Below are 20,558 nucleotides of genomic sequence, written 5' to 3' on the forward strand. Positions count from 1 at the left end.
TTGCTGATCGTGCTGACGCGCTTTCCCGCCGTGCATGCGGTGGAGGAAGGCGGCGCGGCGCACGAGCACGGTGTGCTGGCACGCCTGCTGGGCGATCGCCGTTTTCTCGCCACGCTGGCCGCGCAGTTTTTCTATGTGGGCGCGCAGGTCGGCGTGTGGAGCTACCTGATCCGCTACGTGCAGGCGACCATGCCCGGCACGCCCGCGAAAGCCGCTGCCAACTACATGCTGGTGTCGCTCGCGCTGTTCATGCTCGGCCGCTTCGCCGGCGGAGCGTTGATGCGCTACGTCGCGCCGCGGCGCTTGCTGGCCCTGTTCGCGGTGGTGAATGTGGCGCTGACCGTGTTCGCGGTGGCGGTGCCGGGTTCGCTCGGCGCCTGCGCGCTGGTCGCCTGCAGCTTCTTCATGTCGGTGATGTATCCGACCATCTTCGCGTTAGGTGTGGAAGGCCGCAGCGATGACGAACGCAAGCTCGGTTCCGGCCTGCTGGTGATGACCATCATCGGTGGTGCCGCACTTACCGCGATCATGGGCGCGGTCTCCGATCACTCCAGCATGTCCGACGCAATGATCGTGCCGGCATGCAGCTTCGCCATCATCGCGATGTTCGCCTGGCGCCGCCGCATGGTTCGGAGTGCCGTCTGATGCAACGCTATTACTACGCCCTGGATCTCAAGGACGATGCCGCGGCCATCGCCGAATACGAACGCTGGCATCGTCCTGGCGTGGTTTGGCCGGAGATCATCACGTCCATTCGTGCGGCAGGCATCGAGGAAATGGAAATCTTCCGCACCGGCAATCGCCTGGTGATGGTGGTGAAAATGGCGGACGACTACGTGCCTTCTGCCAGGCGCGAAGCGGATGGCGATGAGAAAACGCAGGCATGGGAAGCGTTGATGGACCGCTACCAGCAACGCCTGCCATGGGCCGAACCCGGGCAGAAGTGGGTGCCGATGGGGCGCATCTTTTCGTTGCAGGAAGCGCTCAAAGCGCTGTAATCGCGCCGTGGTCCGCAGGTTGGGGTGAGGTAACGCCGAACCCCAACGTGGCCTGCAAACATATGGGGATGTTGGGGTTCGCGTTGCGCTCACCCCAACCTGCGCGGCTGCGAAGGCTATGTCGGCAACATTGATGACTGCATGACATTACGCTCGTGTACCCTTCGGCCATGACCATCAAGCTCGCCATCTTCGACTTCGACGGCACGTTGGCCGACAGCTACCCGGTGTTTGCCGATTCCGTCAACGTGCTGGCAGCGCGGCATGGATTTCGGCAGGTGCAGTTGCACGAGCAACACACGCTGCGCGGCATGAGCGCGCGCGAATTGATGCGCGAGTTGCATCTGCCGGCGTGGAAGATTCCGGCAGTGATGGCGGATTTTCGCAACATCCTGCAGCGGCGCATTCACGATGTTCATCCATTTCCCGGCGTGATCGATGCCTTGCATGCGCTGCTGGACAAGCGCATGCAGCTGGCGCTGGCCACTTCCAATACGCTGCAGAACGTCACTGCCGTGCTGGGAGAGGCGTTGATCAGCCGCTTTGCCACGGTCGAATGCGGTACCAGCCTGTTCGGTAAATCGCATCGCTTGCGCCGCATCTTGAAGCACACACGTATGGCCAGCACGGAAGCCATCTACGTCGGCGATGAAATCCGCGATGCGGAAGCAGCGCATGAGGCGGGCATGATGTTCGGCGCGGTGGCCTGGGGTTACACCACCATGGAAGCCTTGCTGCGCACCAGGCCGGGAAAAATGTTTTGTCTGCCTGCGGACATGCTTGAGTTGGATGGCGCCTCGCTGGGATGAAATCCCTGCTGTAGGTTGGGGTGCGAACCCCAACATCGCCATGCCGAGCATCGCGCCATGTTGGGGTTCGCACCCCAACCTACGTTGCTGATCGGCCGCTTTGCGACGGTCGAGTGCGGTACCAGCCTGTTCCGTAAATCGCCTCGCCTGCGCCGCATCCTCAAGCACACGCGGACAGCCAGCATGGAAGCCGTCTACGTCGGCGATGAAATCCGTGATGCGGAAGCAGCGAATGAAGCGGGCATGATGTTCGGCGCGGTGGCCTGGGGTTACACCACCATGGAAGCCTTGCTGCGCACCAGGCCGGGAAAAATGTTTTGTCTGCCTGCGGACATGCTTGAGTTGGATGGCGCATCGCTGGGATGAAATCCCAGCTGTAGGTTGGGGTGCGAACCCCAACATGGCGCGATGCTCGGCATGGCGGTGTTGGGGTTCGCACCCCAACCTACATCTACCTTTGCGCAGCTAGGTTCGGCAGGGGACGCCAGCGTCCTCGATGCTCACCACAGGGAACAAACCATCCCCAGGCTTGCGCCAGATGATGTCCGCCGAAATGCGGCGCACATCAGTCTGCCCGGTCAGCGCCATGCTCACGCTCAGCTCTTTGCGGATCAGCTCGATGGTCTTGCTGACACCGGCTTCGCCCATCGCGCCCAGGCCATACAGAAACGCCTTGCCGATCAAGCCGGCATGCGCGCCATAGGCCAGCGCCTTGAGCAAGTCCTGTCCGCTCTGGATGCCGCTATCGAACAACACCTGCATGCGATCGCCAACCGCCTGCACGATGGATGGCAGCACATCAATGGTCGCGGGCGCACCATCCAGCTGACGGCCGCCATGGTTGGAGACGACCATGGCATCAACGCCAAGCGAAGCCGCGATGCGCGCATCACGCGGATCGAGAATGCCCTTGATGATCAGCTTGCCGGGCCACAGTTCGCGAATCCACTCCAGGTCTTTCCATTCCAGCGTGGGATCGAACTGATTGGCGATCCACTGCGCCAGGGTGGTGAGACTGTCGGTGTTGTCGATACGCCCTTGCAGGTTGCCGAAGGAACGACTCGGCGCGCGCAGCATGCTCCACGCCCAACGCGGTTTGCTGGCCATGTCGAGGATGTTGCGCAAAGTGATCTTGGGCGGCACCGACAGGCCGTTCTTGATCTCGCGATGACGCTGGCCCTGCACGGTGAGATCGGCGGTGAGCATCAACGCGGAACATCCGGCGTCCTTCGCGCGCCGGATCAGGTCGCGCGTGAAGCCGCGGTCGCGCATCACGTACACCTGGAACCAGAACGGCTTTTCCACCGCGGCGCGCACTTGCTCGATCGAGCAGATCGACATGGTGCTGAGGCAAAACGGGATGCCCGCCTTTTCGGCCGCACGCGCGCCGAGAATTTCGCCGGCGCCATGCTGCAGCCCGGTGAGTCCCGTTGGTGCAATCGCCAGCGGCATCGACACCGGCTGGCCGACGATATCCGTGGCCAGCGAGCGGTTGTCCACATTGCTCATCACCCGTTGCCGCAACGCGATGCGCTCGAACGCCGCGTGGTTGCTGCGCAGCGTGACTTCATCGTACGAGCCGCGGTCGGCGTATTCGAAGAAGGCGCGCGGCACGCGGCGCTTGGCGAGTTCGCGCAGGTCGGCAACGTTGGTGATCGGTGTCGTCATGGGGCGGTTGCGGTATCCAGCGGTTCACACCACACAGGGCCATCTGGAAAACGATACTGCGCCAGCGTCTCGGTGTGCATCTGCGCGGAAAAGCCCGGCGCGGTAGGCGCTATGTAATGCCCATTGCGGATGACCACTGGATCGACGAAATGCTGGTGCAGGTGATCGACGAACTCGATGGCGCGATCTTCCTTCTTGCCGGTAATCGCCACGAAATCGGCCATCGCCAGATGCTGCACCAGTTCGCACAGGCCGACGCCGCCGGCATGCGGATACACGCGTACGCCGAACTTGGCCGCCAATAGCAGAATCGCCAGATTCTCGTTCACGCCGCCGACGCGCGCAGCATCGATCTGCACCAGATCCACCGCGCCGGCCTGGAACAGCTGCTTGAAGATCACGCGGTTCTGCGTGTGTTCGCCGGTGGAAATCGGCACCGGCGCCACGGCGCGGCGGATCGCGGCATGGCCGAGGACGTCGTCCGGGCTGGTCGGTTCTTCCACCCATTCCAGGCCGACGTCTTTCAAACGGCTCAGCCACGTGATCGCATCGGGCACGTTCCAACGCTGGTTCGCATCGACGGCAATCGCAATATCCGGTCCCACGGTGGCGCGCGCAAGATGGCAGCGGCGCACGTCGTCCTCCACGTTCATGCCGACCTTGAGCTTGATCGTGCGGAAACCCGCCGCCACCGCTTCGCGCGCCAGGCGCTGCATTTTTTCGTCGGAGTAGCCGAGCCAGCCGGGCGAGGTGGTATAGGCGGGATAGCCTTCCGCCAGCAATTGCTCGATGCGCTTGGCCTTGCTGGGCGCGGCGGCGTACAGCATGGTCAATGCTTCTTCCGGCGTCAGTGCGTCGGTGAGATAGCGGAAATCGATGGTGGCGACGAGCTGCTCCGGCGTCATGTCGGCGATGAAACGCCACAGCGGTTTGCCGGCCACGCGCGCAGCAAGATCCCACGCGGCATTGACCACGGCGCCGATCGCCATGTGCATCACGCCCTTTTCAGGGCCCAGCCAACGCAGTTGCGAATCGCCGACCATGCGCATCGAAAAGCCGCCGAGGTCGTTGATCACGTCCTGCAGATCCAGGCCCACGACGTGATCGGCCAGCGCATCGATCGCGGCCTTCTGCACATCGTTGCCTCGGCCGATGGTGAACGCCAGGCCGTAGCCGGCCAGGCCGGGCTGGTCCGTGCGCATGACGACGTACGCCGCGGAGTAGTCCGGATCGGGGTTCATGGCATCCGAGCCGTCCAGTTCGCGCGACGTCGGGAAGCGAACGTCGTAAGTATCCAGCGCCGTGATTTTGCTCATCGAGTGGCTGTCCTTGCTTCCAGAAAGTGTAGGGTAGGTGTGGTCATGCGCGGCTTATCGGTCATTCGGATGCGCAAGCACGCGTTGCCGTTGCGTACCGAGCCCGTCGATGCCCAACTCGATCTTGTCGCCAGGACGCAAGTAAACCGGCGGCTTCAGGCCCAGGCCGACACCGGAAGGCGTGCCCGTGCTGATCACGTCGCCAGGCAGCAGCGTCATGTAGCGGCTGATGTAGCTCACGAGTTGTGCTACGCCGAAAATCATCGTGCGCGTGTTGCCGTTCTGGTAGCGATGGCCGTTCACTTCCAACCAGAGGCCCAGGTTTTGCGGATCGGGCACCTCGTCGGTGGTGACCAGGAATGGACCGATCGGGCCGAAGCTGTCGCAGCTTTTGCCTTTCACCCACTGGCCGCCGTGTTCGAGCTGGAATTCGCGCTCGGAAAGATCGTTCACCACCACGTAGCCGGCTACGTGCGATAGCGCGTTTTCCACGCTCACGCTGCGTGCGGTTTCGCCGATCACCACGCCCAGTTCCACTTCCCAGTCGGTTTTCACCGAGCCTTGCGGAATGATCACGTCGTCGTTGGGGCCGTTGAGGGCGCTGGTGGCCTTCATGAAAAGAATCGGCTGCTCCGGAATCGGTGCGCCGGTTTCGGCCGCGTGTTCGCTGTAGTTGAGCCCCACGCAGATGAACTTGCTGACGTGCGCCACCGGCGCGCCGTAGCGGTGTTCGCCGGAAACCAGCGGCAAGCTGTGCGGATCGATTGCGGCAAGCCGTGCGCGGCCTTCGCGGCCAAGCGCTTGCGCATCGATATCCGTGATGACGGCAGACAGATCGCGCAGCGCGCCGTCTTGGTCGATAAGGCCGGGCTTTTCTTTGCCGGCGGTGCCATAGCGTACGAGTTTCATGGCGTGTCTCTTGGATCAGTTGGACCAGCCGCCGTCGATGACGTGCACGGTGCCGGTGGTGAAGGACGATTCGTCGGAGGCGAGATACAGCGCCAGTGCAGCAATTTCTTCGGGCTCGCCCAGGCGACCCATCGGTTGACGCTGCACGAAGCTGCGCCAGTTGCTGTCTTCATCGCCGGCCAGGGCGCGCACGCGGTCGCCGAGCGACGGCGTTTTCACTGTGCCGGGGCAGATCGCATTGCAGCGCACGCCGCGCGTGACGTAGTCGGCGGCGATCGAGCGGGTGAGGCCGATCACGGCGGCTTTGGTCGCGGTGTAGGCGAAGCGATTCGGTACGCCTTTGATGCTGGACGCCACCGACGACATGTTGATGATGCTGCCCTTGCCACGTTCGAGCATGCTGGGCAGCACGGCCTTGCAAAGATGGAACATGCTGTCGACGTTGATCGCGAACGAGCGGCGCCAACTCACGTCATCGGTATCCAGGATGGTGCCTGCGTGCACGTAGCCGGCGCAGTTGAACAGCACGTCGAACGGCGCGTTTTCGTTGATCAGTGCGTGGATTTGCTCCGCCTGCGTCACATCGAGCGTGCGTGTGGTGATCGATGCATGCTCGGCGGCGAGGCTGGCCAGTGCGTCGGCATTGATGTCCGTGGCCAGTACCTTTGCGCCTTCTTTTGCAAAAGCGAGCGCCGTCGAGCGGCCGATGCCGGCGCCTGCGGCGGTGATGAGTGCGTATTTGCCTGCGAGGCGGCCGCTCATGGGTTTTTCTCCTTGCTTTGATGCGCGAGCAAAGTCGCTGGGCCCGAGCTTTCGCCGGGACGACGGTTCAAGGTGTTCGGATGGGATTTCAGATCGACGTCCAGTGCATAAAAGCGCACCGCATTGGCGGCAAACACATCCCGTTGCGAGCCGCTTGCATAGCGTTCGGTCAAGATCATGGCGACGTGCAGCCAATGCGCGTAGCCAGCGCGCGTGGTCAACACCGGCCAGTCGCTGCCCCACATCAGGCGTTCGCTGCCAAAGTGCGCGAAGAGATCGGCGACATAGGGCTCGATGGCATCTTCATGCACCGGCTCGCCAAGCAGTGTCAGCAGGCCGGAAAGTTTGCAATGCAATGGCGGATGCTGGGATAGCTCGTCGATCCAGCACGTCCACTGATCGAAACGTCCCTCATCGATCGCCGGCTTGCCGGCATGGTCCAGCACGACATTCAACTTCGGATGCCGCTTCAGCCGGCGCAACAGGGCAGGGAATTGGCGCATGTCCACCAGCGCGTCGAAGCTGAGGCCGGCATCCTGGATGCAATCGAAGGCGCGATCGAGCGACGGCTTGGCCAGCCATTCCGGATCGGCAAGGTCCTGGGCCATCGGGCGCAAACCGCGCAACAGGCCGTTGCCGTCGCGAACCTGCGCGTCGATGCGGGCTTCGACGTCGCTCGCTTCCATATCCACCCAGCCGACCACGCCGACGATACCGGCATCTTCACGCGCGAGATCGAACAGGTAATGCGTTTCCGCTTCGGTTGGCGCCGCTTGCACCAGCACGCTGTACTGCACACCGGCCGCCGTGCGCTGCGCACACAGATCACGTGGCAGAAACGCCCGTTGCAGCATGGCCGGCGCCTGCGCGAGCCAGCCGTAATCGCCGCGCTCAGGCTGCCAGTAATGCTGATGGGCGTCGACGATGATCATGGCGTCGGCACGCTCTCCTGCAACAAGCCAGTGTCGCGCAAGGCGCGCCATGCATCGGCAGGAATGGAGGCCTGGATGCGTGCCGCAGCCTGGGCGACTTCCTCGATCGAGCGCAAGCCGCACACCACGCTCGCCACCGCCGGATGCGCCAGCGGAAACTGCAACGCGGCCGCGCCGACGTCGGTATGCGTGCGGGCGAGCACGTCGTAGAAGCGTTGTGCACGCGCCACGGTTGCATCGTCGGCCGGTGCATAGTTGTAGAACTTGCCGGGGCCGTGTGCGTCGCCAAGCAAGCCGGAGTTGTAGGGCCCTGCCGCCAGCACGGCGACATGGCGCGCTTGCGCCTGCGCCATCACGGCATGGCTGTCTTGCTGCTCGAACAAGGTGTAGCGACCGGCCAGCATGATCACGTCGAGCGGAAAGCGCGGCATCACTTCCAGGCACACGGCTTCTTCGTTCACGCCAATGCCGATCGCGCTGCACAAGCCTTGCGAGCGCAGTTCCGCCATGGCCGGCAGCGCTTCTTCCAGCGCCTGGCGCAGGATCGCGGCGTGGTGCTCGCCATGCGTGAGTGCGCCGATGTCATGCAGCAGCAATACGTCAATGTGGTCGGTGCGCAGACGCTGCAGGCTTGCTTCGAACGAACGCAGCACGCCGTCGCGGCTGTAATCGAAGCGTGCGCGATGCCCGTCGACGATAAAGCCGTCGCTATGGCTGGTTTGTTGTGCATCGTCTTCGATCAGGCGCCCCACCTTGGTCGACACGGTAAAGCTCTCGCGCGGCATGTCGCTCAATGCGATGCCGAGCCTGCTTTCGCTGAGACCGTAACCGTAATAGGGCGCCGTATCGAAATGCCGGATGCCGCGTTGCCAGGCATGCGCAATGGTGGCGGTGGCGGATGCATCGTCCACCGATGCGTACAGATTGCCGACCGGCGCGCCGCCGAACGACAGCTCTGAAGCGAGCCAGGCATGTTTCCGAGTGCTGGCTTGGTCCAGATCCGGCTTGGTCGTTGATACCGCCATTCGTCCTCACGATGACTCGCTGAGCCGCCCACGGCAAGGCGGTTTTCCCGCCTTGCCATCCCCTTATCCGCGCATCATCGCGCATCTCTTTATCTGTGTATATATAAACAATTGATTTACAGGTGCCTCAACCTGTCCCGGCGGGCCAGTCGAAAAAAGTTGTTGCAATTGGATTTCGCTCGATCTAAAACATATATGAAATTCCATTTTGCTAATGAACACGCGACTGGCGAGGGGTCGCCAGGCGTGGTCAGGCGGGGAAGCGGGAGAAGGGCGGTCCTATGCGATTTTCGAGAGAAAGGCTGGGTAAAGGCGCCGGTTTTGTCGTTTCAGCACGTGCTGCCGAGGCTTGAACAAGATGGCCGCGACCGCGCTACGGCCGACTCCTCCGACCACCGAACGGATGGTTTTGAGCCACGCGACCCCCGCAAATAGCTGCGATGACAGCTTTCTCGCTGCCGACATCGGCGGCACCCACGCCCGGCTCGCCTTGATGACGCGCGCTGCGGGCGAACTGCCAAGCATGGCCGCCTACCGGGTCTATCCATGCGCCGATCATCCGCACCTGGAAGACATCGTTCGTTGCTTCTGCGCAGACATCGGCGTGCAACCGCGTGAGTTGGTGCTGGCTTGCGCTGGCTATGTGCATGCAGGTTCGGTGATCAACAAGAACCTTGCGTGGCCGGTGTTGCTGCATGCGCTGAAAGAGCGGCTGCGGCTGGACCATGTCTGGTTTCTCAACGATCTGCAGGCGCTCACCTATGCCATCGGCCATGGCGCGGCGAACGATGCCGCAGTGCTGAAAGCGCCGATAGCGCGCGATAGCCAGGCAGGGCCGATGGTGGTGGTAGGGCCAGGCACCGGTCTCGGTGCGGCGGTGTGGTTGCCAGGCAAGCCGGCGCGTGTGATCGCTACCGAAGCAGGCCATACGCAATTGGCCGTACGCATCGGCAGGGAACAACAGGTGCTGGCGCATCTGGCGCAGCCGGACACGCATGTCTCCTACGAGATGGTGTTGTCAGGCCCGGGCTTGCTGCGCATCTACACCGCGTTGTGCGCCATCCATGATCGCTATCCCTCCTTGCATGAGCCTTCTGCGATAACCGCCGCGGCCATCACCGGCCGCGATGAAATCGCGCACGAAGCGCTCACGTTGTTCTGTGGCTGGCTAGGTTCGTTCGCGGCGGACTTAGGCATGCTCTACGGCGCCACCGGCGGGATTTATCTCGCCGGTGGTTTTCTTTTTCAGATGACCGATTTCTTGCGCAGCAGCCCGTTGCTCGAGCGTTTTCTCGACAAGGGCGTGATGCGCCCGTTTCTGCAAAACGTGCCGATCCGCGTGATCGACCACAGCCATCACGGCGTGATGGGCGCAGCAGGTTGGCACTTCGATACGCATAACGACGTTCGTACGGGAGACGAGCGCAACGCCTGCATCGGCCACAACGATGCAGTTTTCACTCCAGGCCGTTGAGCAAACGCGGGGACACTCGGCAGCCTGGATCAACTAGCAGAAGTACTTAAGCTCGGGGAGAGTAAGGTATGACGTTCCGCAGGTCGGTTTTGACCGTAAGCATTCTTTGTGGGTTGAGTTTCGGAGTTCACGCGCAGGACGCGGCACAAAACACCAATAACAGTACCTCTTCACAACAGCAGAGCCAGAAAAAAGACACCAGGACGCTTGAGACCATCACCGTCACCAGCTATCGCGGCAGTTTGGACAAGGCGCTGAACATCAAGCGCGAAGCCGGCGCCATCGTGGATGCCATCAGCGCGGTGGATATCGGCAAGTTTCCGGATACCAACGCCGCCGAATCGCTGGCGCATCTGCCGGGTATCACGGTGGACCGCCAGTTCGGCGAAGGCGAGAAAGTAAGCATCAACGGCACCGACCCGGCGTTGAACCGCGTGTTGCTCAACGGGCAGACGATTGCCTCCGGCGACTGGGGCGGCAACCCCACCGACACCAGCGGACGCACCTTCAACTACACGCTGCTGTCGCCGGAAATCATCGACACGATGGAAGTGTACAAGTCGCCCGAAGCGCGCATCGACGAAGGCAGCATCGGCGGCACGGTGATCATCCATACGCGCAAGCCGCTGGATCTGCCCGCCAATACGCTGCGCGGATCGGCCGGCTACAACTACAACGATCGTTCGGGGCAGGGCAATCCGCGCGGATCGCTGTTGTACAGCTGGAAGAACAGCAGCGACACGTTCGGTGCCTTGGTGTCGGTGACGCACGACAAGGAAAACCTGTCGCGCGCGGGTATCGAGTTCTTTGGCTACACCACGGGAAGCGGCATTCCCAGCACGGCCAGCGTAAGCGGCAGCGGCAATGTCGCCACCGACAAGCTGCCTGTGGGCATCAACAGCTCGTACTTCCAGCAGACGCGCGAGCGCAACGGCCTGCAGGGTGCGCTGGAGTGGCGGCCCAACGACAAGAACGAGTTCAACCTCACCGGCCTCTACATCAAGGGCACGTACAACAACTACAGCGAGTCGGAATACGTTTGCCCGGGTTGCGGCGATCTGAACAAGATCACCAGCCTTACGCAGAACAACGGCTACATCACATCCGCGACAGTGTCGGCCAACACCGGCAACGGCCAGCCCTACGCCGAGCTGGATGCGAACTACCGCGTCACCCACGTCGACACCAAGAGCCTCAATCTCAAACACGACTATTACGGCGATGTGTGGACCTTTGAAAGCCAGGTGGGCTACACCAGCGCCACCGGCGGCAAGGACCCCGAGTACCTGATGAAGTACCTGCTGCAGTCGGGCGGCTACAACTTCGCCTACAACGGCGTGAACACCAGCGTCAATTACGACAACGCCAGTGCGAGCAACTGGGGTTTGAAGTCGGGGCAGCAGGCCGGCGGCATCTACTATTCGCGCACCGGGGATCGCGAGGCTTACGCGCAGTTCGATGCATCGCGCGATCTGACCTGGGGGCCGCTGACCTCGCTGCAACTCGGCGGCAAGTATCTGGACCATCACAACAACAGCAACGCCTACGGCAATTCGATTTTTGCGACCAGCTATGTCTCGCTGACGCAGTTCAACCCGGGCGGCACACCCAACGGCCTGTTCGATGGGCTGGGCGCCAGCGGCAACCTCACCAACTGGGCGACGGCCAATCTGGGCGACGTGCAGAACTACCTGAAATCGTTGCCGCAGGGGGCTTATCACATCGACTATGGTTCGTCGTTCGGTGTGCAGGAAGTCACCAAGGACGTGTACGCCCAGCTCAACTTCAAGAGCGACATCGGCTTGCGCGGCAACGTTGGCCTGCGCTACGTCGACACCAAGGACACCGCCGATTACTGGAACAGCACCGATAGCGGCCAGACCTGGGCGCCGGCAACGGCCAACTCCAGCTTCAAGAAGCCGCTGCCCAGCTTCAACCTGATCTACGACCTGGCCAGCGACAAGGTGCTGCGTTTCTCGGCGTCCAAGGTGATTGCGCGTCCGCGCTATTCGGATCTTGCCGGCAGCTACAGCATCGATGACAGCCAGCATACGGCCAGTGGCGGCAACCCGAATCTGCGGCCGTACCAGTCGACCAACTTCGACTTCTCCGCCGAGTGGTACTTCGCGCCGACCAGCCTGCTTTCGTCGGAATTCTTCTACCGCAAGATCGGCACGTACATCATCTCCAAGACCGAGGACGAGGTGCTGTACGACGTCACCACCGGCCAGAACGCCACCTACAGCGTCACCCGGCCGTTCAACGCGGCCAATGCGGATGTGCGCGGCATTTCGCTGCTATACCAGCAGGAACTGGGCCTCGGCTTCGGCGTGCAGACCAACTTCACCTACGCGCATGCCAATACCACGAACGGCTACAACATGCCGTATCTGTCGCGCGACACGATCAACATCATCCCGTACTACGAGCATGGCCCGTGGTCGGCGCGCGTCAACTACAGCCGGCGTTCGGCCTACTTCACCCAGATCGGCCGCCTCGATTCGCAAGTATTCGCCGATGCGTACAAGGAACTGGATTTCACCGTCGCCTATCAGCTCAACAGCTGGATGGGCGTAACGGCCAGCGCCACCAACCTGCTTGATTCCACTTACTACTGGTACAACGGCGTGAAGTACGCGCCGATCGGCATGTACAAGAACGGTCGCACGTTCTCGCTGGGGGTGAACTTCAAGCTGTAAGTTTCGCAGTACCGATCGCGGACAGCTCTCTTCCCCTTACTGCCGCGATCGGTTTTTTTTATTTGATGTCCTTGTCGCTGCGATAGGGACAGTAGGTTGGGGTGCGAACCCCAACATGACGATCCTCTCGCCATGTTGGGGTTCGCACCCCAACCTACATCGCTTGTCATCGTGCGTGTTGCTGGCATGATGGATCATTCACACCGCATCGGGAGAGGGTCGAGCATGAAACGGTCTTTGTTCTATCTAGTCGTCGTCTTGGCATGTGCGGCAGGCATTGCCACTGCTCAGCAGTCGCCGACGGCGCCTACCGCCAAGACCCTTTCTCCCGAACAGGCCGACCTGGTCTGGCAGAAAGCCACCGCCAAGTTCGAGCCGCAACGCAAAGCCATTCTTGCTCGCGTTGCTCAACATGACAGCGACGGACCGTTCCGCCCCGACTGGGTGTCGCTGCAGCAATACAGCGCACCGCAGTGGTACGACGATGCGAAGTTCGGCATCTTCATTCACTGGGGCGTGTATTCCGTACCGGCTTCCGGCAGCGAGTGGTACTCGCGCAACATGTACCAGCAGAACATGGCCGATTATGCGCACCACGTGGCCACCTACGGTCCGCAATCGAAATTCGGCTACAAGGATTTCATTTCCCTGTTCAAGGCGGAGCATTTCGATCCGCAGGCATGGGCCAAATTGTTCAAGCAAGCCGGTGCGCGCTACGTCATTCCGGTGGCGGAGCATCATGACGGCTTTGCCATGTACAACTCGCAGTTGTCGGAATGGACGGCCGTCAAGATGGGGCCGCATCGCGACGTGATCGGCGAGCTGGAAAAAGCCGTTCGCGCGGAAGGCATGCATTTTGGTGTGTCGTCACACCGCGCCGAGCATGACTGGTTCTTCGATGGCGGGCGCAAATTCGATTCCGACGTGAACGATCCGCGCTATGCAGGTCTGTATGGTCCGGCCGAAGCCCATTTGGCCAAGAAAGACGAAGACCTCTACAACGACTGGACCTACGTCTCGCAGGCCTGGTTGGACGACTGGTTGGCGCGTACAGCCGAACTGATCGACACCTATCATCCGGACGTTCTTTATTTCGACTGGTGGATCGGCCACCCCACCTTCCGCAACACATTGCCGAAGATGCTGTCGTATTACTACAACGAGGGCGCCAAGCGCGGCGGTGTGGTGGTTAACTACAAACAAGGTGACTTCGCCGAAAACGCCGGCACGCTGGATATTGAACGTGGGCAGCTGACCGGCATCCAGCAAGCGCATTGGCAGACCGATACCTCCATCAGCAATGCCTCCTGGGGCTACATCAAGGGCGACACGTATAAATCACCGAAAGAGTTGATCCATCTGCTGGTGGACGTGGTCAGCAAGAACGGCAACCTGCTGCTCAATATCGGCCCGCGCGCGGACGGCACCATTCCGGAAGACGCGCAGAAAATCCTGCTGGCGATGGGGGGCTGGCTGAAGGCCAATGGCGATGCCATCTACGGCACCGCGCCATGGCGCACGTTTGGCGAAGGCCCCACCGAAGTGGTCGGCGGCACCTTCCAGGACACCAAGACCAAGCCGTATACGGCAGAGGATTTCCGCTTCACCACCAAGGACGGCGTGTTGTACGCCATCGAGCTGGGCTGGCCGGAAGGCGGCAAAACGGTCATTCATTCGATCAAGCCCGATGATCACGTGCGCGCGGTCAGCTTGCTCGCCAATGGCAAAAGCATCACGTGGCAGCAGCAGGGGGATGGTTTGCATCTGACGCTGCCGGCACAACCGGTGGGCGATTACGCCTATGTCTATCGCATCGAACTGGCCAAGTAATATGAAAAAGCTTGTGTGTTTTCTCGCCGCTGCGCTCGCATGCAGCGTTGCGTATGCAAAGCAGCCGACGGCGTTGTTCTATTTGATGAGCACGCAGAAGTCGACTAATTCCTTCACCGCGAACATCGACAAGATCGGCTTGCTGGTGCCTACCTGGTATCAGGTCGATGGGCAGGGTTTGGTAAACGGTGCGCCGAATAATTTTGTGCTCGATCTGGCCAGGCAGCATCGCCTGCCGGTGACGCCGATCATGTCGATGTCGGCCGGGCGCAAGGGCTTCCACGATCTGTTGCATGACGAAACCGCCAAGCAGCACCTGATCGAGTCGATGCTGCAACAGGCAGCCGAGCATGGTTACGCCGGTTACCAGTTCGACTTCGAAAGCATCTCCTGGACCGATCGCGACGCGTACACCTTGTTGGTGAAGCAGACGGCCGAGGCCTTGCACAAGCATGGGCTGACGCTGTCCATTGCCGTGGTGCCCAATGGTCCCGGGCATGCGGGACAAGGCGAATTCTCCAAATGGATGTGGCAGTACTGGCGTGGTGCTTACGATCTGGCTGCGCTCGGCAAATACGCCGATCTGATCTGCTTGATGACCTACGATCAGCACACGCGCTGGACCACGCCGGGGCCGGTGGACGCCATGCCATGGATGCTCGATCAGCTGAAATACGCCTTGACGCTGGTGCCGAAGCAGAAGCTGTCGCTCGGCATCGCGCTGTACGGCTATCGCTGGTACACCGGCAATCCGGTGCGTGAGGATGGCACGGAGGCTTCCAACATCTCCGCCACCTATATCGATGCGGACGAGTCGATTCCATTGGCGAAGGAACAGAAGGCGGTCGTGCAGTGGGACCCGGTGGAGCACGAGTCGTGGTACTACTTCTATCGCGACGACATGCGCGAATGGGTATTCATGCCGGACGCGCACAGCTTCCGCGATCGCTATGCCTTGGTGAAGCAATACGATCTGGAAGGTTTCTGCTCCTGGGTGCTGGGCGCGGAAGACCCGAAAGTATGGGATGAGTTGCCGGTGGTGCAGCGCTGAACGTAGGTTGGGGTGCGAACCCCAACACCACCATCCCGATCGATGCAACCAAGTTGGGGTTCGCACCCCAACCTAGGCGGCTGATGAAGCGGTACGATCTGTGGGGTTTCTGCTCCTGAGTGCTGGGCGCGGAAGATCCGAAAGTGTGGGATGAGTTTCCGGTGGTGCAGCGCTGAACATAGGTTGGGGTGCGAACCCCAACACCACCATCCCGATCGATGCAACCCAAGTTGGGGTTCGCACCCCAACCTGCGCGGCCATGACGCCATGATGCGAGTGACTGGAACGATGCGTATGAACCTTCCGCGAGCCCTGTTTCTCGGCATGCTTGCCACTTCAGCCAGCGCCGCGCTCGCGCAAGACCAAACCCCGCAAGCCAAAGCCGCAGCACTCGTCGCCAAGATGACGCTGCCCGAAAAAGTCGCGCAAGTGCAAAGCGGCGCACCTGCCATCCCGCGCCTCAACATCGCCGCTTACGACTGGTGGAGCGAAGGTCTTCACGGCATCGCGCGCAACGGTTACGCCACCGTTTTCCCGCAAGCGATCGGCCTGGCCGCCAGCTGGGATGCGCCATTGCTGCAACAGGTGGGCACTACGGTCTCCACCGAAGCGCGGGCCAAGTTCAACGCCACCGGCGCCGGCCACGATCATGCGCGCTATGACGGACTCACCATCTGGTCGCCGAACATCAATATCTTCCGTGATCCGCGTTGGGGCAGGGGACAGGAGACCTACGGCGAAGATCCGTTCCTCACTGGCCAACTTGCCGTGCATTTCATCCGTGGCATTCAAGGCGACGATCCCGACCATCCGCGGGCCATCGCCACACCAAAACATTTTGTCGTGCACAGTGGTCCGGAGGCCGGGCGGCACGGTTTTGACGTGGACGTCTCGCCGCACGATCTGGAAGCCACCTACCTTCCTGCGTTTCGCGCTGCGGTGACGGAAGGCCATGCCGATTCCATCATGTGCGCCTATAACGCGCTGCACGGCACGCCGGTGTGCGCGGATGGCGATCTGCTGGCGACACGGTTGCGTCACAACTGGGGTTTCAAGGGTTTTGTCGTGTCCGACTGCGATGCGGTCGACGACATGACCAAGTTCCACTACTTCAAGCCGGATAATGCGCAATCGTCTGCCGCATCCATCCAGGCCGGCACGGATCTGGATTGCGGCAATGCCTATGCCGATCTGCTTGAAGCAGTGCACAAGGGTTACGTGCAGGAATCGGTCATCGATACCGCGCTGGCGCGATTGTTTGCGGCGCGCTATCGCTTGGGCGAGTGGGGCGGCGATAAGAGTCCGTATGCCGATATCGGCATGAATCAGGTCGATAGTTCTGAGCATCGGCAACTGGCATTGCAAGCCGCGCTGGAATCGATCGTGCTGTTGAAGAACGAGCATGGCACGCTACCGCTGCGAGCCGGTACGCGCGTGGCCGTGATCGGCCCCAATGCCGACACGTTGGAGACATTGGAAGCCAACTATCACGGCACCGCGCGTGCACCGGTAACGCCGCTGGCAGGATTGCGCGAGCGCTTCGGCGCCGATCGCATTCAGTACGCGCAGGGTGCGCCGATTGCGGAAGGCGTGCCGATCACAATTCCCGAAACCGCCTTGCGAACCGCAAGTGGCAGCGTCGGTCTCACCGGCGAGTATTTCGACAATATCGATTTCAGCGGCAATCCCGTGTTGACGCGTACCGATCGTGTGATCGACTTCGATTGGGATCAGGTAACGCCGATCGATCATCCGCACAGCGATCGTTATGCCGTACGCTGGAGCGGCCAATGGCTGCCGCCCGGCCCGGGCGATTACACCTTGACCGTCCAGGTGGATCGCTGCTTCGACTGCAACAAGCAGCACGATCCGGTACGCCTGACTATCGATGGCCGCGAAGTGCTCGACGACAGCGGCGACGATGCGCATCTGCAGACCGTGCTGCATATCGCCGATAGCCATCCGCATGCGATTCGTCTTGAGTATGTGCACAGCGGCCAGGATCAGGGCGTGCGCCTGCAGTGGCTGGCGCCGGAGCAGGCGCAACTGGCCAAGGCGGAAACCGCCGTGCGCGATGCCGATGCCGTCGTCGCCTTTATCGGTCTGTCGCCGGATGTAGAAGGCGAGGAATTGAAGATCGACGTGCCCGGCTTCAACGGCGGCGATCGCACCGATATCGGTTTGCCGCAGCCGCAACAAGCCTTGCTCGAACGCGCAGCAGCCAGCGGCAAGCCGTTGATCGTCGTGTTGATGTCGGGCAGTGGCGTGGCATTGAATTGGGCGAAAGCGCATGCCAACGCCATCGTGGCGGCGTGGTATCCGGGTGAAGAGGGCGGACGCGCCGTGGCAAAAGTGCTGGCCGGCGACTACAACCCGGGCGGGCGATTGCCGGTGACGTTCTATCGTTCCACGCGCGATCTGCCGCCGTTCGTCAGTTATGCGATGAAGGAGCGCACCTATCGCTACTTCACCGGCACGCCGCTTTATCCGTTCGGTTATGGACTTAGCTATACACACTTTGCCTATGCGCAACCGCAGTTGTCGGCCACGTCGCTTGAGGCGGGCAAGACACTGACGATGAGCGCCACCGTGCGCAACGATGGCGACCGCGATGGCGACGAAGTAGTGCAGGTGTACCTCGATGCGCCCGATGATGCATCGGCGCCGCGCCATACACTGGTAGGTTTCCAGCGCGTGCACCTGCGTGCGAAGGAAAGCCGGCGAGTGACGTTTGAGCTGGCGCCGCGGCAACTCAGCCATGTCGATGCCATGGGGCAGCGCGCGATGGAAGCTGGACATTACCGCCTGTTTGTCGGTGGCGGCCAGCCGGGTGATGCGGCGGGCGTAATGGCAGCTTTTACCATCACCGGCAGCATGTCATTGGCGAAATAACCCGGCTGGCGAATCGTAGGCTGGGATGCAAATCCCGGCATCGCCATCCCCATCAAAGCTGGGATGTTATCCCAGCCTACGAGAGCCGCATGATCACCATGTCGAAAATCATCCGAACTCTGACAACGGCGTGCATGTTGGCATGGGCTGGCACATCGACCGCCGCCTTCGCCAACACACCCATCACCATCGAAGGCGCGCATTTCATCCGCGCCGGCAAACCACACCAGATCATCTCCGGCTCGATGGATTTCCAGCGCATCCCGCGCGCCTACTGGCAGGATCGCCTGCAGAAAGCGCGCGCGATGGGCTTGAATGCCATTACCACCTACGTGTTCTGGAACCTGGTCGAACCCAGGCCGGGACAATTCGACTTCAGCGGCGACAACGACGTGGCCGCGTTCGTGCGCATGGCGCAAGCACAAGGGCTGGATGTGATCCTGCGCCCGGGCCCTTACGTTTGTGCCGAATGGGAAGCAGGGGGATTCCCGGCGTGGCTGTTTGCCGATCCGCATCTGCACGTGCGCACGCAGGATCCGAAATATCTGCAAGCCGTGGAGCGTTATTTCCAGCGCCTGGGCAAGGAAGTCTCGCCACTGATGGCCGCACACGGTGGCCCGATCGTTGCCGTGCAGGTGGAAAACGAATACGGCTCCTATGGCGATGATCGTGTCTATATGGAAGACATCCATCAGGCAGTCGTTCGCGCAGGCATGGGCACCAACATCCTGTTTACCTCCGACGGGGCCTTGGAACTGCGCAACGACACGCTGCCCGGTGTGCTTGCCGTGGTGAATTTCAACACCGGCGAAGCGAAGATCGCCTTCAAGACGCTTGCCGCATTCCGTCCCGATCAACCGCGCATGGCCGGCGAATACTGGGCCGGCTGGTTTGATCACTGGGGCGAGCCGCACGCGCACACCGATGCGAACGTGCAGGCCAAGGAACTTGCATGGATGCTGGGCCAGGGCTATTCGGTCAACCTTTTCATGTTCGAAGGCGGCACCTCCTTCGGTTTCATGAATGGCGCCAATTTCCAGAGCAATCCCAACGACCATTACGCGCCGCAAACCACCAGTTACGACTACGACGCGCCATTGGATGAAGCCGGTCGGCCAAAACCAAAATTTGCGATGTTTCGCGACGTGATCACCAAGGCTACCGGCATCACGCCGCCGCCACTGCCTGCACCGACATCCTTCATGGATGTGCCGGCATTTACGCTGGGCGAATCGGCGTCGCTGTGGGACAACTTGCCGGCGCCGATCTCCGTCGATCAACCGCAACCGATGGAGCAGTTTGGCCAAGCCTACGGTTACATCCTCTATCGCACGCAAGTCAGCGGCGCGGCGCAGGGACAACTCTATCTGGGCGAGGTGCGTGACTACGCATCGGTGTACCTCGATCACAAGCTGATCGGTACCGTAGATCGCCGGCTCAAGCAGGTGAGTTTGCCGGTCACCGTCAATGCCGGCGAGCACACGCTCGACGTGCTGGTGGAGAACACCGGACGCATCAACTACGGCCCGCATCTTGCGGATGGCCGTGCGGGGCTGGTCGATCCCGTTCTGCTTGATGGCAAGGAACTGCACGGATGGCAGGTATATCCGCTGCCGATGACGTCACCGGACGCGATCCATGGCTGGACTACACAACCGGTTGATGAACCGGCCTTTCATCGCGGCCACTTCAGCACGACGTCGCTCGCCGATACGTTTCTGGATGTAGCAGCGTTCGGCAAAGGCTTCGCGTGGGTCAATGGACATAACCTCGGGCGCATCTGGGATATCGGGCCGCAGCGTTCGCTTTATGTGCCGGCGCCGTGGTTGCAGCACGGCGATAACACGGTAGTGGTGTTTGATTTGCGGGCGCCGAGTCAGGCGGTGGCGCGTGGGGTGATGCAGCCGATCTGGTATGTGCCAGACGTGAAGACGGCTGAGTGAGCGAATGTTTCAAATGGCTAAGAAACATTGCTCGCCAGCTCAGGCCAATGCTTTGAACTTGATGTTTCTCAATCGCCGGAAACTTTTGCTCGTCATTCCAGCGAAAGCTCATTGCTGTCCGGGGAAAGTTTTGCTTGTTTAAGCGAAATGGCTAAAAAGCTCGTCGTCCCGGCGAAAGCCGGGATCCAGCGACTTACAGGTCGTCAAAGACACTGGGCCCCGGCGTTCGCCGGGGCGACGAATCGCTAGC

14 protein-coding genes and 2 pseudogenes are annotated in these 20,558 nt (G+C 61.3%); 10 read left to right on the forward strand and 6 right to left on the reverse strand.

The features are described from left to right. The 4 genes and pseudogenes from VJR68_RS10685 to VJR68_RS10700 all read left to right on the forward strand — a co-directional run. Positions 1-645 (forward strand): annotated as a pseudogene (locus tag VJR68_RS10685) (glucose/galactose MFS transporter); the annotation flags it as partial. Further along, entirely contained in the window at positions 645-998 is a 354-nt protein-coding gene (locus VJR68_RS10690; RefSeq protein WP_324147666.1) for an L-rhamnose mutarotase, read from the forward strand. The pseudogene VJR68_RS10685 and the gene VJR68_RS10690, both read left to right, overlap by 1 nt. A 170-nt stretch (positions 999-1,168) precedes the next feature. Further along, a complete protein-coding gene (locus tag VJR68_RS10695) occupies positions 1,169-1,807 on the forward strand; it encodes an HAD hydrolase-like protein (protein WP_324147667.1) in 639 nt (212 codons plus the stop codon). A gap of 57 nt (positions 1,808-1,864) precedes the next feature. Further along, positions 1,865-2,173 carry an HAD hydrolase-like protein gene (locus VJR68_RS10700; RefSeq protein WP_324147668.1) on the forward strand — a complete coding sequence of 103 codons (309 nt, stop codon included), beginning with the start codon at positions 1,865-1,867 and terminating at the stop codon, positions 2,171-2,173. Between the two features lie 99 nt (positions 2,174-2,272). Here VJR68_RS10700 and VJR68_RS10705 read toward each other — a convergent pair whose 3' ends face one another. The 6 genes and pseudogenes from VJR68_RS10705 to VJR68_RS10730 all read right to left on the reverse strand — a co-directional run bounded on the left by VJR68_RS10705 (position 2,273) and on the right by VJR68_RS10730 (position 8,419). Further along, the gene (locus VJR68_RS10705) at positions 2,273-3,475 is read right to left on the reverse strand and encodes an alpha-hydroxy acid oxidase (protein ID WP_324147669.1); all 1,203 of its coding nucleotides are present in this window, start codon (positions 3,473-3,475) and stop codon (positions 2,273-2,275) included. Next, the gene (locus VJR68_RS10710; RefSeq protein WP_324147670.1) at positions 3,472-4,791 is read right to left on the reverse strand and encodes an L-fuconate dehydratase; all 1,320 of its coding nucleotides are present in this window, start codon (positions 4,789-4,791) and stop codon (positions 3,472-3,474) included. The genes VJR68_RS10705 and VJR68_RS10710 overlap by 4 nt, the downstream gene beginning before the upstream one ends. Positions 4,792-4,845: 54 nt before the next feature. Continuing rightward, complete coding sequence (locus tag VJR68_RS10715; protein ID WP_324147671.1) at positions 4,846-5,700, reverse strand: fumarylacetoacetate hydrolase family protein; 855 nt, start codon at positions 5,698-5,700, stop codon at positions 4,846-4,848. Between the two features lie 15 nt (positions 5,701-5,715). Next, on the reverse strand, positions 5,716-6,462 hold the full coding sequence (locus VJR68_RS10720) for an SDR family oxidoreductase (RefSeq protein ID WP_324147672.1): 747 nt from the start codon (positions 6,460-6,462) through the stop codon (positions 5,716-5,718). 101 nt (positions 6,463-6,563) lie between these two features. After that, a pseudogene (locus tag VJR68_RS10725) lies at positions 6,564-7,394 on the reverse strand (amidohydrolase family protein); the annotation flags it as partial. Continuing rightward, a complete protein-coding gene (locus VJR68_RS10730; protein WP_324147674.1) occupies positions 7,391-8,419 on the reverse strand; it encodes an aldo/keto reductase in 1,029 nt (342 codons plus the stop codon). The gene VJR68_RS10730 and the pseudogene VJR68_RS10725, both read right to left, overlap by 4 nt. Before the next feature lie 409 nt (positions 8,420-8,828). Here VJR68_RS10730 and VJR68_RS10735 point away from each other — a divergent pair, with 409 nt between their 5' ends. The 6 genes from VJR68_RS10735 to VJR68_RS10760 all read left to right on the forward strand — a co-directional run bounded on the left by VJR68_RS10735 (position 8,829) and on the right by VJR68_RS10760 (position 20,308). Then, positions 8,829-9,893, forward strand: a complete 1,065-nt coding sequence (locus tag VJR68_RS10735; RefSeq protein ID WP_414647767.1) for a glucokinase — start codon at positions 8,829-8,831, stop codon at positions 9,891-9,893. 68 nt (positions 9,894-9,961) lie between these two features. Beyond that, positions 9,962-12,592: a TonB-dependent receptor gene (locus tag VJR68_RS10740; RefSeq protein WP_324147676.1), complete on the forward strand. Its 2,631-nt coding sequence runs from the start codon at positions 9,962-9,964 to the stop codon at positions 12,590-12,592. 225 nt (positions 12,593-12,817) lie between these two features. Then, the gene (locus VJR68_RS10745) at positions 12,818-14,422 is read left to right on the forward strand and encodes an alpha-L-fucosidase (protein WP_324147677.1); all 1,605 of its coding nucleotides are present in this window, start codon (positions 12,818-12,820) and stop codon (positions 14,420-14,422) included. A gap of 1 nt (position 14,423) precedes the next feature. Continuing rightward, the gene (locus VJR68_RS10750; protein ID WP_324147678.1) at positions 14,424-15,473 is read left to right on the forward strand and encodes a glycosyl hydrolase family 18 protein; all 1,050 of its coding nucleotides are present in this window, start codon (positions 14,424-14,426) and stop codon (positions 15,471-15,473) included. Positions 15,474-15,761: 288 nt separating this feature from the next. Continuing rightward, positions 15,762-18,365, forward strand: a complete 2,604-nt coding sequence (locus tag VJR68_RS10755) for a glycoside hydrolase family 3 protein (RefSeq protein ID WP_414647768.1) — start codon at positions 15,762-15,764, stop codon at positions 18,363-18,365. A 107-nt stretch (positions 18,366-18,472) separates the two neighbouring features. Then, positions 18,473-20,308 carry a glycoside hydrolase family 35 protein gene (locus tag VJR68_RS10760; RefSeq protein WP_414647769.1) on the forward strand — a complete coding sequence of 612 codons (1,836 nt, stop codon included), beginning with the start codon at positions 18,473-18,475 and terminating at the stop codon, positions 20,306-20,308. Positions 20,309-20,558: the final 250 nt, after the last annotated feature.

Source organism: Dyella sp. (assembly GCF_035277725.1).
Taxonomy (GTDB): domain Bacteria; phylum Pseudomonadota; class Gammaproteobacteria; order Xanthomonadales; family Rhodanobacteraceae; genus Dyella_B.